This is a genomic window from Acinetobacter brisouii (assembly GCF_008993995.1).
GTDB lineage: Bacteria > Pseudomonadota > Gammaproteobacteria > Pseudomonadales > Moraxellaceae > Acinetobacter > Acinetobacter brisouii_A.
In genome coordinates, this window is the sequence record NZ_BKNN01000057.1 from 1 (window position 1) to 17424 (window position 17424).

The window sequence follows — 17424 nt, forward strand, 5'->3', positions numbered from 1 at the left end:
AATGGCAGTGCATGGAGTGCGGTACGCTCCATGATCGAGACATAAACTCAGCACTGAATATTCTCGCGCTCGGACATGAGCGTCTCGCAGGGGGAATCCCCGTCCTTTAGGTCGGGGAGGATGTCAAGATCGTATGATCCCAATAGCAGAAAAAAGTTATCAGCAATATCTTGAGGAGTTGAAAAATGGCTAAACCCATCAGCGAATTGATGAATACCCTTTCCACAGCAGATCAAGCTAGCGTTGAAGCTAAAGTCGCAGAAATGGTCACCGCACTGCGTTTGGCTAAGTTGCGTAAACAACTTGGTTTTACACAAGCACAAGTGGCAGGTGCCATGCACATCAAACAGCCAACTGTTGCTGAACTAGAAAAACGTGCAGATATTCAACTTTCAACTCTGCGTCAATATTTGCACGTACTTGGGGCTAATCTTGAAATTAGCGCTACGTTGCCAGACGGATCTCGTATTAAATTAACAAGCTAAAAACTTATGACTATATCTAAGCTGACTTCTTGTCGGCTTAGATATTTGATAATCTTTAATTACACTGCATTTGCCCACCAACGCCCTGACATACACCACCAGTAGATGGGAAATAGGTATCACCAGCACCACGGTTATAACGAGTACCATCTGATCCCCAACATCCTGCACTATCGCAATTTGTGATTGAAGAGGGTTGACGTTGTGTCATAGGTGCAGAGTAAGAGCTATTTGAGTTTGAGTAACTATCACCACTAGATACATTTACACCATTCATGGCAGCTAATGTTCTGCGCTGGCTGGCGGTTAATTGACCATTCCGTGAACCAGGTAGGGGTGTGCTGGCTTCTTTGATAATTTTTTGGCGTAATGCTTCACTTTCAGCAGATCTTTGTGGTTGTTTTGATTGGGTTCGATAAGAATTGCTTGGTTGTTCATAATTTTGATTGTAGGTATTAGTTCTACCATAACCATAGTTGTGGTTAGGGACTACAGGGTCTTGTTTTGAAACATAGGTATTTACACTACCTACACTTCTTGCTCCTTTGGGTGGGGGTGTTTTTGTATAGTTGGTTGTGCCATTTTTATCTACCCATTTGTAAAAATCTTGAGCAAAAATATAGGATGATTGCATTGCCATTGTTAAGCAGAAAATTTTTGAAAGTATAGACTTATTCATTGGAATATTTATCTTTTCTATATATTGTAAGAAGTGATATTAGAATAATATGTAGGGTTTATTGTTTCAACCCCTCTAAGGCGTGACCTTAAAGACAAAAATCAGAATCATACATGACATACTAAATAGGAGTGTGTCATGGGTCAGATTGATGATATTTTAAGTGGAAAATTAAAATTTGATATTCCACAAGAAAAAAACGAAAAATCAGAAGAGCAAGGTAATCTCAGCCGTGGTTTTGAAACAGCTATGCGCCAAGTGCCACAAACGATTGGTGGCGTAATTGGCTTGGCTGGTGATGCAATAGGAAGTGATGCAGTCAAAAACTATGGGATGAATATTTATAAGAATCAGTCCCAAAAAATTCAAGATATTTCAAAAGATAGTGACTCATTTACAAAAGTATTAAATGGTGACGCTAGTCTAGGTGATTGGGCTGGTTATGGTACGGGTTATGTTGGTGGGCAAGCTCTGCAAGCACTGGCAACTGGCGGTATTGGTGGGTTTGTTGGTAAGAAAATTGTACAAAAAGGATTGGCAAATGCTGTAGAGCATGAAGCTGGTAGTCTTGCAGCACAGGAAGCAGCAAAACAAGCAATTAATAAAGGTGTGAAATATGGTGCAGGGACTGCTTTAGGTGCAAGTAATTTTGTACAAGAAGCAGGTTCAATTTATCCAGAAGCATTAGAGCAAGCTGAGAAAGATGGTCGTACACTTGATGGTGGTGATTTAGCTCGTGTTGCAGGTGCCGGATTAGCTGCAGCAGGCGTTGATACTCTAACCGATATGAGCATGTTAAAGGGTGTATTACATGGAGGCTCTAATTCATCCAATATTTTAAAACGTGCTGCAAAAACTATTCCGATGGGAATGTTAAAAGAAGGTGCAACTGAAGGCATTCAAACAGGAATTGAGCGCTGGGGAGCACAACAAGATTTAGGAAATAATGAAGCTGTCACAGATTATGTCGATTCTGCTGCATTGGGTGCATTAGGTGGTGGTCTAGCTGGAGCTGGTGGAGCATTACGCCGTTCAGGTCATGGAAATACTGAGGCAGCCGTAGAAACACAGCAACCAAACTTACCTTCTAATGAACAGTCAAGTAATACCCAATCTCCATTTTTAGAGCAATCTGATAATTCATCTCCAATCATTGATGAAAGTAAACTTTATGATCTTACAGGTATTCCACCTGTACCAGTAATCGATAAAGGCAAGCTGCCACCTGATACACTCAGCTATGAAAATGGAGTTGATTACACGCAACCACAGACTAATCTTAGTCAAACTGATCTAAATGAATTTCAAAAAAATATAAATAATGGAATTGATTACAGTCAAACACCAGCACATGAAAATTGGTCATTAGATACTACCACACCCCAAATTTATGATAATTCGATTGATTTCGATTCTAGAAAAACCAAAGATTTGCAATCACAAGTGGAATTTAATGATTTATATGGTCACAGCATCCCAGATCCACTTATTGATTACACTCCTTTAAGTCCATTTAGTAATGTTCAACAACCTCTAATTAATCAAAAAAAGTTGTCTGAGCAAATGGGAATTGATCCAAATCATGGCCCAATGTCATCGGCGGCAGCTTTAGCAGTAGATTCAGGCGCTTCGTCAGTATTACAAACAGGTCTTGCACAAGAGCAGCAAACGCAAGGTCAAAGCATCGCACCGCTTAGTGATGCAGTGCCAAGCGATTATCGTCAATTAATGGAACAGAATAATGGACAATCCTTTGGAACAGGCTTTGAAAATGCAGCATTACAGCAAGGAAATGCACAAGCTGACAATGCAAGCAAATCACGTCCTCAACAAAATGACACCCATACAGCGAAAGCAATGGCTGGACAAACTGAAACAAATGGAGCAGCAACGGCTCAGACTAAAACTGTACAACCGATCTTAGGTGCAGATGGTCAAAACAAATGGTTTGGCAGTCAAGAAAAAGCCCAGGCATTCATTGATAAGAAAAAACTAGGTGATGATTATCAAATTACTCAAGCAGATAAATCACGCTTTGAAATTACACCTAAACAAAATGAATCTGCTACTCCGACCTCAGCAAAACCTACCTTCTACAGCAATCAGGCCGTTGGTTCGGTTGGCTATGCCCAAGATGTTGCGAAACAGGCCGTTCAACAATACCAGGGCGATAAATCTACCTTAGAAGAATCTAAATCATCTTTAACAGGCAAAGGACCTGCAACAGATCTTCTCTACTACAAAAACTCCCCTTCATTTAGCGATGTTCAGGTTGAACCTAATGCTTCAGGTGATAAGGCAATTGTAAAACTCACCAGCGCAAAAACAGGCCGTATTGAACAGCGTGAATATCCAAGTTCGCTGATTGATTTTAATAATTTCTTAGAAGGAACAAATAATAATGCCTCAAAAACCGCGCAAGACAATCCACAAAATGGCAATACAGGAACTCAAGCAGCAAGTGAAAGCCCAGCAGTTTTGGATAATGCTCACCAATCTACTGATCAAGTTGCTGGTCAGGAAGTACATGATCCTCAAGATCAAATAACAGCATTAGAAAATCAGCTTTCTAATGAAAGAAATGTCATTCAGAAAACTGAGATTAGTAAGCAAATTAATGAATTGAAAGCAAATCTAGCTGCATCCGCTGCCAAGGATTTAGAAGTTTCAGCACATACGGCAGCAACCAGTCCTGAGAACAATTTGCCTGAGCCAACACAGGCGCAAAAAGAAGCTGGGAATTACAAGAAAGGACATGTCCAATTTCATGGCCTAGACATTTCGATTGAGAACCCTCGTGGATCTGATCGTACAGGGCAACGTCCAGACGGTACAGAATGGCGGCACACCATGACTGACCACTATGGCTATATTAAAAAGACCATGGGGGCAGATGGTGATCATGTTGATAGCTATATTGGCCCTGATCTTGAATCACAGCATGTTTATGTCGTAGACCAGATTGATCAGAAAACTGGAAAGTTTGATGAGCATAAAGTCATGCTTGGTTTTAATGATCAGGACACGGCAACCAAGGCATATCAGGCGAATTTCGATAAAGGCTGGAAGGTTGGCCACATTCGTGCAATGACCATGAATGGTTTTAAACAGTGGCTTAAAGAGGGTGATACCACAAAACCTTCAGCAGAGTTTGATGATAAGACCGAAACTGTCACAACAGCCGCAGGGCGAGATTTACAGGTACGCCCAAAAGTTGTTGAAGCATCGGATCTGATTGCATCTAATACATCAACAGGCACGGTCAACAAGGCTTACCCTCAAGAATTACAACCGCGTGACCGCACACGCCTGGCATCACTGCATCAGATCAATTCAATTGCCAATGATTTAAAACCCAACCTGTTAGGGAAAAGCCCAAGTGCATCTCATGGTGCACCAATTGTATCAAGCGACAATATTGTTGAAAGCGGTAACGGTCGCACATTGGCAATTGCCCAAGCGTATGCTCAAGGCAAGGCAGAGCATTATCGTAACTGGTTAAAATCCGAAGGTCATGACATCACAGGCATGAAGCATCCTGTATTGGTTCGTGAGCGTATGACACCTATGTCGATGCAAGATCGTATGGACTTTACCAAAGAAGCAAATACGTCCAATACATTGAATTTGAGCGCAACAGAGCAAGCCCAAACCGATGCAGCAAAACTAAACGATGTGATTTTGAGTCAATATCAGGGTGGTGATTTAACGCTTTCAAAGAATTTAGGTTTTGTTCGCCAATTCATGTCTCAAGTGATTGGCCATACTGAAGCTGGCAATATGATCCTGGATGATGGCTCATTATCACAAAATGGGGTGCGCCGTATTCAAGGTGCTTTGTTGTATAAAGCCTACAGTGATGAAAGCCTACTGCATGAAATTTTAGAAAATACCGATAGCGATATTAAAGCGATTGGTAATGCTTTGCTCGATGTCTCAGGGGATTGGGCATTGATGCGTGAACAATCTGAAAATGGCACGATTTCGCGCCGTATAGATGTCACAGCCAACTTGGTTGAGGCTGTGCAACTGGTACGTCATGCACGTGCGACTGGTACACATATTTCGGAAGTGATCGAGCAGGGTGATATTTTTGAGGGCGAGATTGATCCAGTAACACAGGATTTTATCCACCTGTTTTTCCGTGGTGAAAACTACAACCGTGCCAGTGGTCGAGATTCTGTTGCGAGTGCATTGAAATACTATGTTAATTTAGCGACAGAAACCAAAGCTGGTGAAAATATTTTTGGTGAACCTGAACTTACAGGGCAAGAACTAATCCGAGGCGTAAATGAAAAACTCTCCAACCAAGAAAAAAGCAAGCAGCAACAAAACCTCTTTACAGGCGAGAGAGTTAATGACTCAAATGCTGGAGAAAACAGCACAGCAAGACAAGGACAAGCACTTAGCGAATCTAGTGCGAGATCGCCGACTCAGCCAGTCGTAACCAAAAAAGCCCAGCCTAAATCCTCTGCTGACCGCATTTTAAATCAGGATTGGGGTGTTCCCCATATTAACGGTTGGGCTGAGAGTAAGCAGTACAAAGGTACATATAGCGATGAGGGTCTAATTGGAGGGATTAAAGATGCTTTCTTAAAAGACTCCAAACAATATCTTGAGGTTGTTCAAAATCAATTAGAACAAAATGGTTATGAGCTGCATAAGGGCAAGAGAGGTAAACCCGAAAAAATCAGTATTAATCGTAGTGGCGTTGCTGGCAGTGGCTCAGTCTCGCTTTATATGCGTGATAGCATTTCAGGTGTCAACTTATACGCAACGATTAGCGATTCTGCCTTAGGTGGTAGCCATCCTCAAAATATTCAGATCATGTACCGTGCAACAACCAAGCAGGATGATAAGCAAGCATCAGGCTTTGGGCGTGAAAATAGCGGCAATCTTTATATTTCACCATCAACCAGTGCTTTTGAATTAGCGGAAGTTTTAGACAATTTAGTCACAGACTTAGCCAAATCCAATCAAGTATCATCAACCCAACAAGAAGTAGAGTCAAACGACAATGAACGATCTACAGATGGCTCACAAGATCCGTCAGGAGCGCCAACAGCGCGAAGCGGACGAGGAGAGCCTGGTGCACAACACGCTAATGCACCGAGAAATACTGAAAACGTGGAGAGCACAACGTCCGCAGATGGTAGCGCGTCTGGAAAAACTGGGGATTCTGGACGACCTAGCCTTCGTGGTTCAGGAAAGAATGTGGGAAACACGGTTCATGTACGAGAAATCGGGGATGCCGCCAACGGACGCACGGGAACAAGCGGAGATGGAACACTTGATGCTGGAACCAGAGGACGAGAACTAGAATCTAACGCAGGGGTTAAATCAACTGCTCAAGATTTTTACATGTCAGATCCTCTCAGTATTATTGGTGGGACACCTGCAAAACGATTCGATAAGAATGTTAAAGCACTAGAGTTGCTTGAAGATTTGCAATCAGAAGGGCGACAAGCAACCCCTGAAGAACAGGCGGTATTAGCTGCATATTCTGGCTGGGGATCGTTTGGCCAAGAGTTGTTTCAAGGCTCTTGGGAAAAACCAGTCTATAAGGATGAAGGGGTTTGGAAAGAGCGCGGTAATTGGCTGCGTAGCCATTTAGGTGAGAAATCTTGGAAATCTGCACAAAATTCGATTACTAATGCCCATTACACAGATCCACATACTGTACAAGCAATGTGGTCAATGGTTGAAAAGATGGGTTTCAATGGCGGTAAAGTTCTTGAACCTGCAATGGGTACGGGTAATTTTATTAGCTTGATGCCTCAGTCGCTTAAACAGCGTAGCCAAGTGACAGGCATTGAGCTGGATATTACAACCAGTCAAATTGCCAAACAGTTATTCCCATCTTCCAATATTCAGCAACTAGATTATCGGGATTCAAAAACGCCTGATAGTTTTTATGATTTAGTCATCACCAATGTTCCATTTGCCAACATTAAGATGGCAGATCGGCGTTATAACCAGTTCAACCCAAGCCTACACGATTACTTCTTTTTAAAAGCGATTGATCAAGTCCGTGAGGGCGGCATTGTGATGGCGATTACGTCATCAACCACAATGGATAAAAAAGGTCAGGTGATTCGCCGTGAGCTGGCACGTAAAGCTGAATTAATTACATCAATCCGTTTACCTTCGGGCGCATTTAAGGACTATGCAGGTACATCGGTTGTTACAGACATCATCGTATTACGCAAACGTGCTGAGCCGTTATCTGTTTTGCCAAGTGATTTGAATTGGATAGGAACACAGGAAGTGGCAACCCCTGCTGGAACACCTGTTGAGGTCAATCAATTCTATGCCGAGAACCCTAAGAACATTTTAGGAACCTTAAACTTTGGTGCTGGGACAACCTTCGGTCGTGCCGGGATGATTGTCGATAGACCAGGGAATTTACTACAACGATTGGAAACGGTTGCAGTACTTGCTCCTGATAATGCGTTACTACCTCGAAATCATGAAGATCATCTAACTTACTATGCCAATAAAACAGGTGAGCGCCATAATGCGTTGACGCTGGTTGATGGTGAGCTCATGTATGCCATGGGTGATCAGTTGGTCAAGGCGGAAGATTTAAAAAAATATCAGCTAAAGGATGAGAAAAAGACTGAACAGCGCAGACAGTCAATCCATGACTTGGTCGACCTTCGTAAAAAACTGGTTGATCTGATCGATGCACAGCGTAGCAATGCTACGAATGTAGAGGATCTTCGCCAGGGAGCTAATCAAGCCTATAAAAACTATGTCAAACAGCATGGCGCATTAAGAGATTCATATGGACTAAGATACTTTGAGGGTATCAATGATGTGTTTTATTTTGAACTTGCAGCCCTTGAGGATGCCAATGGTAGACCTGCCACAATTCTTGAGCGCAGTACTGTCCGTGGTAAAACCAATCTAAAGAAACCAACGGTAACAGATGCCTTCGTTATTGCGCGTAATACAGCAATTCAACCCAATTTGAAACAGATTGCTGAACTAGCCAAAGTTACGGAGCAGCAAGCCAAACAGATCCTAATCGACAAAGGCGCAATTTTTGAATTGCCTAACGGTGAGATCATGCCGACAGATCTGTATTTGTCGGGTAATGTGCGCCAAAAATTACGTGAGGCTAAGTCTGCGTTAGAGCAAGGTAACGCATCGATGCAAAGCAACATTGATGCACTTCAAAAAGTTATTCCGAAAGATATTCCATACTTCAATATCGAAACAAAGTTAGGTGCAACTTGGATTCCAACCAAGGATTACGCCGATTTTGTGGCACACATGCTTAATACAGAAAGTTCTTCGGACATCAAGATTGAGTTCAAGTCTGGCCGTTGGTATGTCAATTTGAAGTCGCACTTGTTAAATCGTACAGAGGCACGTTCAAACTATGGTACTCAGGACGTTAAATTTAATCGTCTCGTTCAGGCGGCTTTAAGTAATCAGATCATTACCATTAAGCGTAAGGATCCAGAGGGTGGCACTTATGTTGATATGACAGCAACACAGGAGATTGCCGAAAAGATCAATAAAATTAAGGCTGATTTTGCTGCATGGGTGTGGGGTGATCCTGAGCGTAAGCTGCGCTTGGAGCAAGAATATAACGAGACAATGAATGCCTGGGCAACACCTCAATATGATGGTTCGTTTATGGCCATGGAAGGCATGGCACTGGAATTAGGCAACAGTCCATTTAATTTACGTCAGCATCAACAAAATGCGATTTGGCGAGCGATTGTTAATAAACGCTCGATTAATGCTCATGAGGTCGGGACAGGTAAAACCTTCACAATGGGTGGTATCGCAATTGAGTCACGCCGTTATGGGATTGCCAAAAAACCATTACTCCTTGCACACAATGCCAATAGTGCCAGTGTAGCTGCTGAAATTCGCATGATGTATCCAAATGCACGTGTGCTGTATGTTGCTGACATGTCAGGGATTAATCGTCAGATTCGCTTGCGTCAGATTGCCAATGACGATTGGGATGTTGTCGTCATGCCGCACTCTATGATTGATAAGCTTTCGCTAAGTGAAGAAACCTTGATGCAACTCGCTCAAGAGGATATTGCTGCATTAGAGCAAGAGTTCTTTGAGGCCATGAGCGAAGATAGCCAAAGTGTTTCTGACTTTGATTTTGACAATGAGGAGGCAATTAACAAGCTGCGTTCACCTACTGCAAAAGAAGTGGCCAAAGCGCGTCAATCAATCATCGAAAGCATTAAGAAACAGGCACAGCAAGCCAGCAAAGCCGATGCCATCCTATTTGAAAACCTCGGCGTTGATATGTTGCTGGTGGATGAGGTTCATGAGTTTAAGAAACCGCCTATCGTTACACGTATGGCAATGAAAGGCTTGAACAAAGGGACATCACAACGCTCTATTCAATTGCAGTTTTTAACCCGATACATTCGAGGTATGAATAACGGCAATAATATTCATACTTTCACAGGTACGCCAATCACCAACACCATCACTGAGATTTACCATCAGATGCGTTATGTGATGGAAGATGAGATGAAGAAGCTCAATATTGCGGATTGGGATGGCTGGTTCAACTCATTTGCAACAGAAGTTGAGGACGTTGAATTAACTTCCGCAGGTGACTATGAATTGGTGACGCGTCTTGCTGGTTTTGTAAACGTACCAGAATTGCGTAAATTGGTCGGGCAATTCATGGATACCGTCTTTGCTGAAGATATGCCAGAAATGCAGCCACGCAAGACTTCGACAGGCAAAACCATCAATGATCCATCCTTAACCGACAAGGAACGTGCTCACTTAATGAATGGTCGTACAGAGGGTGCTGTTGACCGACCATATAAACGCATCATGAATGATACGGCTGAAATGACCAATGAGCAGGAGCAGCTTTTCTCGTATCTACAGGATCTTTCCAAAGAGTGGCGTATGGCCACAGGCAAACAAAAGAAAGAGTGGATGCGTAAAGGTGATGAGCATTCCCCAATTGTTGTAGAAGGACGTGCCAATAAAGCCAGTCTTGATGTGCGTATTGATGACGCAAAAAATGTCGGTATGGAAGGGCAAACACAAGATAACCCAAATTCTAAAGCCAGCCGTGTTGTAAAAAATGTGCTTGAGGTCTTTAAATCTCACCCTCAAGCTAACCAGGTGATTTTCACCGAGACAGGTTATAACACCTCAGCTCAGCGTAGTACTGGTATAAAGGATGCCAACGGTAAAACCATCAAAGAGACAGTTAAGACTTTTTCAACGGTTAAGGATATTGTTGAACGTCTTGTACAAGGCGGTATTCCAAAAGAAAAAATAGCCATTGTTGATGGCAGTACCAGTAAGGAAAAACGGAAAGAAATTGCTGACAAAATGAATAAGTCAGAAATTCGAGTCGTTATTGGTAGTACTCAAACGCTTGGTGTTGGTGTCAACATGCAGCGCAATCTACGTGCTATGCACCACCTCGATGCACCGTATATGACAGGAGATCTTGAGCAGCGTAACGGTCGGGGTTTACGTCAAGGCAACCAGTGGAACACGGTTTTAGAATACCGTTACATCACTGACCGTTTAGATGGCAAACGCTGGCAGATTTTAGCCGTTAAACAACGCTTTATTAATGCGTTTATGAAGTCTAACGGTATGACACGTAATATTGAGGGTGAAGCTGCTGAAGATGAACAAAATGACATCTTGGAGTCGCTATCTGAAGCTTCGGGAGATCCGCGTATCTTAATGCGCGTAAAACTCAAAAAGAAACTTGAGAACTTGCAGCGTAAGGAGCGAATTTACTCGCAAGGCTTGGTTGATATGAAGCAAACCATTACGTCCGAAGGACGTAAGTTGGAGCGCGTCAATCAGCTTATCCAGGATATGGAAGATGCTCAAGCAATCCAGAAAACTTCTGATCTTTTAAAATCTCAAGCGGATAATTTCTTGATGAAAGTGGACGGTAAAACATATACCGTTCGCAAAGATGCTGAGGAAGCGATCAAGGCGTATGTAGATAAGCATATTCGCATGGGGCAAGAGTCAACTAAGGTGGGTGAATATGCTGGTCATCCAATCCGTGTATTCTGGAGCAGCTTACAGACACAGCCAACCTATACCATGTCTGCATTTGGTCAAGAGCATAGTGCAAATACGCTTCGTGGACTAGAAACTTCATTAAGATCATTGCCAAAAGAATTAGGTAAGCTGAATAAATCTCTAAGCAATATTCAAAGCACCATTTCAAGTCTAAGAGAAGCAATTAAGCAACCGTTTGGCCAAGCTAACGAGTTGGTGAAGGTTGATAAGCAACTTAATGATTTAAATAACGATCTTGAATTGAACCCTGTACCTGCACCAGTTTGGTTGCGACAAGGTACACCAGTAGATTCCGAGGTGTATCGTGGTGGCCAGCTATTCATTGTGACAGGCCACAAATATGCTCAAGATGGCTGGTACGTCTTAGCGGAGGATGCTAAAGGGCAAACAGCAATACCGTATATGGAGGCTACCGATAATAACGGTATGCCTGTCTATGAAGAACATGAATTTGTTCCGCCAAATGTTGAGAAAAAAGCAACCGAAGAAAGTAGCGGAAAGGAAGAAAAGGTTTATAGCCGTGCTACGAACAACCAACGCACAGAGACAACCAAAGAACAGGTACGCGCTAAGCTGGTTGAAAAATATGGTGAAAAGTTAATTTCAGATCTTGAGCGTCAAGGAAAGCTGGAAATTCTTGAAACCTATGATCAACAAGGGATTGAAGGTTTTTATCAGAATGGCAAGGTCACTTTAATCGCAGATGCTTTAACCGATGACAGCATCATCCCGACATTCTTGCATGAATTGGGTGGTCATGGTGGCTTTCAAAACATGATGAACCAGAAACAATATGCAAACCTGATGAAACAGTTTGATGAGATGGTTCGCCGTGGCCATCCTGTTTTTACTGAAGCTAAGCGACTGGCTGAGCGTGAGTCAGATCCAGCAACACAAAAGCTTGAATATCTACCTTACCTGCTATCGCTTGCCAGCCACATGCAGATTAGAAATGCGATTCAGAAAGGTGCATTGAAATCATTTATCAGTAATTTAATCTCAAATGTAAAAGCTTGGCTCTTTGATCGTCTTGGTATGAATATCAACTTGAATCAAGATGATATGGTGGCACTGGCTGAGCGTATGATTAACAAATCTGCTAACCATACCGATCAACAAAATATCAGCTTTAGTGAGCAAGATAAGCCAGTCTTTACAGATGCTTTTACGCTTTCTGAGGCTGAACAGCAACGTGTGGCCAAAGAGATTGATCGATTGGCTGATTCTATTCAAAGTTACCCAAAACCTGTACAGATGAAAATGTCACCTGTATTGCTGGCCTTAAATGGTATTCGTGATGGTTTAAATATCCAGAATTTACCTTTGGAACTAGATAAACAGACTTTACGCAAAATTACAGGGCAGGTTGATGGTAAAAAAGATGTCAGTCATCAATTGACTATAGAACAGATTAAACAGCTTCCTAATGAGTTCACAGATCCATTAGCAGTATTACATTCTGACAAAAAGGATGGCTTGATTATTCTAACGTCAATGAAAGATAGTGCAGGTAATCCAGTAATTTCAGCCATTCATTTAAGTAAGAATAAGGGACGATATACGATTAATGAACTCGCAACAGCTTTTGGAAAGGAGAATTTTAAGACTTGGCTAAACAAACGATTAGATAATCTTGTTTACTATAGAAATAAAAAAAGCCAAGACTTTGTACGACAATCCCAACTTCAGAAACAAAAAGATGTTTCGTTGGGTGTGGTTCACAAAGACTCAGCTTCGATTGAAGATTCTGCAAATTCTACGCTTCCCTCGCTCCAATTGCGAGGAGTAGTAGATAGCAAAGCTTCTGGTCAAAGTGTACTCAGCCCTGATGATATTGTCAATTTCTTTGAAAAATCCAATGCTGAAAATGACAAGTTATACAGCCGTAATTTTGATATTAACGAGTCACTTAATAAGCTCAGCGAAGGTATTAAAAATGCGTCTGTGAAATCCATTCAGCAGCGTATGGGATATACGTTTAAAGACTGGTTAGGGATTGGATTACAGGCATTAGGTCGCCGTCAATTGACAGAAATCTATCATAAGATTTTGCCGCAGTTGACCAAGTACAATAATTTGGCCGCACAAATGGATGCTGATAAAAATGATGCTGGAGCAGAGGCAGATACCTTAGTCCGTGAATGGGCTAAATTGGATGATGAACAAGCCTTGGCAGAATTGATGCATGATTCTACTTTAGCTCAAATGGACCCAGCAAAACCTCACCAGCACGGTGATAACTACCTGAAATATGTTGCCTTAAGACAGCGTTTTGAAGGCTTGTCACCTGAAGCTCAGAAGGTCTATACCGATGCACGTGATGCTTACTCTAAACAACATCGTCATATTCGTGATGCGATTCGTGAACGTATTTTACGTGCCAGTATGAGCAATGAGCGTAAAGCTGAGTTATTACAGCAAATGGATGCAGACTTTTTTCATAAATTGAAAGGTGTGTATTTCCCATTGGCGCGTTTTGGTAAATATGTGGTGATTGTACGAAACAGTAGTAATCAGGTTGAAAGTGTTAGTCGTGCGGAAACAATGGCAGAGGCTCAAGCTTTACGTAATGAGCTCATCAATAAATATCCAAACAGTAAGGTTGATAAAGTTGTATTGGATAAAGACTACAACGCCAGCCGTGACATGGTTGGTCGTGGTTTTATGTCTAATCTTTATAATGAGTTAGATAATCTTGGGATCTCGGCCAGTGAGAAAGCACAGTTAGAAGATACGCTTGCACAACTTTACCTATCTTCATTGCCAGATTTATCCTGGGCGAAACATGGTATTCATCGTAAAGGGACTGCTGGCTTTAGCCAAGATGCTCGCCGTGCCTTTGCTCAGAACATCTTTCATGGGGCTGGGTATCTTGCCAAATTGCGTTATTCAGATCTGCTCGATGAGCAGCTATCTGAAATGCAGAAATATGCAGATGATAAAGCCAAGGAAGATCCTGAATATGATCAACCAACCGCGCAACGTGTCATCAATGAGATGAATAAACGCCATGAAAATTTGATGAATCCAAAATCAAATCCACTCTCGAGTACGCTCACTAGTGTCGGATTCCTATATTACCTTGGCTTATCTCCAGCATCGGCAGTTGTAAACTTACTGCAAACACCGTTAGTGACTTTACCTGTAATGGGTGCAAAGTGGGGGTATCAGAAATCTAGCCAGGCATTAATAAAGGCATCTGAACAGGCAGTCAAAGCCAAGAATGATCTATCTAAGATTCTTACTGGTGAAGAATTACAAGCATACAATGAAGCAGTAAGCCGAGGGGTGATTGATGTCACTCAGGCACATGACTTGGCTGGTATTGCTCAAGGTGAGGATAGCGGTGTGATGTGGAAACTATGTCCGATTATGCGTTGGGCAAGTTTCTTGTTTCACCACGCAGAACGCTTTAACCGATCTGCTACCTTTATGGCAGGTTATCGTTTAGCTAAAGAAAGTGGAGCAAGCCATGCCGAAGCATTTGATCAGGCAGCAGATGTAACCTACCAAAGTCATTTTGACTATAGTGCAGGTAACCGTCCACGACTCATGCAAGGCAATGTGGCTAAAGTTATTTTCCTGTTCAAACAGTTTGGCCAAAACATGGTTTATTTGCTGACACGCCAAGCATATCAAGCAATTAAGGCAGAAAAGCCAGAAGATCGAGCACAGGCACGTAAAACATTAGCAGGTCTATTGACGACTCATGCCTTAGCATCTGGCGTACTTGGCTTGCCGTTGGTCGGTATACTATTGGCTGGAGCATCCATGATTGGTGGCAGTGATGATGAGCCATGGGATGCTGAGGTGGCATTACGTAACATGCTGGCGGATCTCTTTGGTGATACAGCATCAAATATGATTGCGAAAGGGGTATCACGTGCTACGCAATGGGATATTTCTGGGCGTGTTGGCTTGAATAGTCTGATCTTACCTGATGTTCAGGAGGGTTTAGAGGGGCAGCGTTGGGCTGAATCTGCAATGGCTGGGGCACTTGGACCAGTGGCAGGGATTGGCACAAACTTTTTAAAAGGATTAAACAATATTAGCGATGGTAACTTTGGGCGCGGTTTGGAAGATATGTTGCCAGTTGCTTTAAAATCTCCATTAAAGTCAATGCGCTATCAAATGGAAGGTGCTCAAGATAAGACAGGTATTAGCATTTTGGATGAAGTTAGTACCATGGGCGTGATTGGTCAGGCACTTGGCTTCTCTCCATCTGATGTCCGTACAGCGACTGAGGGGAAATCCGCTATTTATCAAATGAATACACGCTTACAAGCGAGACGTTCTCAGCTACTTGCACAATTCTCACGTGCCAAAATGAATGATGATGAAGAAGCATTGTCGGAAGTTTGGAGTGAAATTGAGCAGTTCAATGCAAAGAACCCATCGCGCCGTATCACCAAGCCAAATGCAATGCAGAGTTATCGTAACCGTATGCGCCGCATCGATAATGCTGAAAGTGGTGTTTACATTCCTAAGAAGCATCATGAGATCCTTGATGAAGGTCGCTTTGCTTTTGACAATTAAGACCCAACCCCTGTAAGCCTCGCTTAATTTCCTCAATTTCTAAAAACTCTACGTTCAAACGTGGGGTTTTTTTATTGCCAAAATCGGGGGAAACCGTGGCAGATCAGCAAGCAATTGATACCGCAGCAAGCATGACAGCAATGGCGGCAAAGACCGCAGTAGCAGGTGGTGCAACAGGGGTGTTTACGTGGCTAGGTGGCTTAGATATTGGTTTATTAATCAGTATTTTTGCTGCAATTAGCGGCCTTTTGGTGAGTGTTTTTGGCTCTGTTGTGACTTGGTATTACAAGTACAAAGCAGACCAACGTGCCCAAGAGATACATGCACTTGAAATGAAAAAAATAGAGAAAGGAGGGCGTGATGTCGAACAAGACTAAAATCGCCGTATTACTTACATCAATGGTCAGTTCAGGCGGAGTTTTATGGACATCTGGATATGAGGGGTGGCGCTCAAAGCCGTACTATGACACAGGTCGAGTTGTAACACAGGGTTTTGGATCTACTGTTAAGCCAGATGGCTCAAAAATCAAGATCACAGATAAGCCAATCACCCAAAAACAAGGGCTTGAATACTTAAAAGTACATATGGCCAAAGATGCGAAAGTCTTTAACAAATCACTGTCAGGCGTGAAGCTTTCACAGGATGAATATGATGTTTATATGGACTTCACTTATCAGTTTGGGACGGGTGCCTGGTCATCATCCAAGATGCTGAGCAATTTAAAGCAAGGTAAATACGTTCAGGCTTGTAAATCACTGGAGGCATGGCGTTTTTCACGTGTAGGCGGCAAGAAAGTGGATTGTCGTGTAAACCGTGGTTGTGCTGGTGTTTGGAATCGTCAGCATGCACGTATGCAGAAATGTTTAGGAGCCAACGCATGACAACGACACTTTTAATCATAAAGGCGATTTGGGACTTCTTATGCAAAGTTTTTCTTTGGGTGCTGTCGAATAAGCGTTGGTCGATAATCATCGTCCTGTTGATATACAGCCTATTTCAGACATGGCAGAGCAACAGTTTGGCAAATGATTTGAATAAAGCTGGTGCTGTTTGTACTGAGAAAGTGAACCAAGTCAAAGCTGATTTTGACAAATACAAAGCAGATCAAACAGAAGCCAATACAAAAGCCAAAATCGATGCAATTACTCGAGAAAAAACATGGGCAGAGCAACTTTTAAAGGTAGAACAAAATGCGAGTAAAAAAATACAAGATGCGGCTGCTGCCGCTCGTAGTGTTGATGTGGCTAATCGCGGGCTGTCAGAGCAAATCAGTCGTGCAAACCAACGTCTGTCCACAACTTCCAGTGAAGCCATTGCGGACTACGCCAAAACCTGCAATCTCGTACTCGAAGACTTGGCAGTCCAAGGTGGACGAATCGCGCAAGCGGCTGATGGACACGAGATTGATGCAGAGCGATTAGAAGAATCGTGGGATGTGGTAGCCAGTGAAGAAAAGCCCTCTAAGTGAGTAATGCCAGTCAGTTAAGTAAAAAAATGCAAATTGCTGTAAAAATGAGTGTATGCAAATACACTCTATATTGAGGCATACGCCTTTAGAGTCGGCAGGTAATTTGCCTAGACATTTAGAGCATTTATTAGAAAGTTCAAAAATGTATGTATTACCTGAAAAAAGGCATAGGCTGTGTCCGAGAGTAGTTAAA

7 protein-coding genes are annotated in these 17424 nt (G+C 42.5%); 6 read left to right on the forward strand and 1 reads right to left on the reverse strand.

Going from position 1 to position 17424, the window contains the following annotated elements:
- Together GBN19_RS12240 and GBN19_RS12245 are read left to right on the forward strand one after the other, a co-directional pair.
- Positions 1-110, forward strand: a 110-nt coding sequence (locus GBN19_RS12240) for a transposase (RefSeq protein ID WP_171494437.1), incomplete at its 5' end; no start/stop codon positions are given.
- A 75-nt stretch (positions 111-185) separates the two neighbouring features.
- Positions 186-485: an XRE family transcriptional regulator gene (locus GBN19_RS12245; RefSeq protein WP_151778346.1), complete on the forward strand. Its 300-nt coding sequence runs from the start codon at positions 186-188 to the stop codon at positions 483-485.
- Between the two features lie 55 nt (positions 486-540).
- On the opposite strand, the gene GBN19_RS12250 is transcribed toward GBN19_RS12245, so the two are convergent.
- Positions 541-1119 (reverse strand): DUF4124 domain-containing protein, encoded by a 579-nt coding sequence (locus tag GBN19_RS12250; RefSeq protein WP_171494486.1) that lies wholly within the window; start codon positions 1117-1119, stop codon positions 541-543.
- 183 nt (positions 1120-1302) lie between these two features.
- Between GBN19_RS12250 and GBN19_RS12255 the strand changes: the two genes are divergently transcribed.
- From GBN19_RS12255 to GBN19_RS12270, 4 genes are all read left to right on the forward strand, one after another.
- Positions 1303-15762 (forward strand): PLxRFG domain-containing protein, encoded by a 14460-nt coding sequence (locus GBN19_RS12255; protein ID WP_151778348.1) that lies wholly within the window; start codon positions 1303-1305, stop codon positions 15760-15762.
- A 95-nt stretch (positions 15763-15857) separates the two neighbouring features.
- A complete protein-coding gene (locus GBN19_RS12260; RefSeq protein ID WP_151710822.1) occupies positions 15858-16139 on the forward strand; it encodes a holin in 282 nt (93 codons plus the stop codon).
- Entirely contained in the window at positions 16123-16644 is a 522-nt protein-coding gene (locus GBN19_RS12265) for a glycoside hydrolase family protein (RefSeq protein WP_151710821.1), read from the forward strand. The genes GBN19_RS12260 and GBN19_RS12265 overlap by 17 nt, the downstream gene beginning before the upstream one ends.
- A complete protein-coding gene (locus tag GBN19_RS12270) occupies positions 16641-17231 on the forward strand; it encodes a hypothetical protein (RefSeq protein ID WP_151710820.1) in 591 nt (196 codons plus the stop codon). The genes GBN19_RS12265 and GBN19_RS12270 overlap by 4 nt, the downstream gene beginning before the upstream one ends.
- Positions 17232-17424 lie beyond the last annotated feature (193 nt).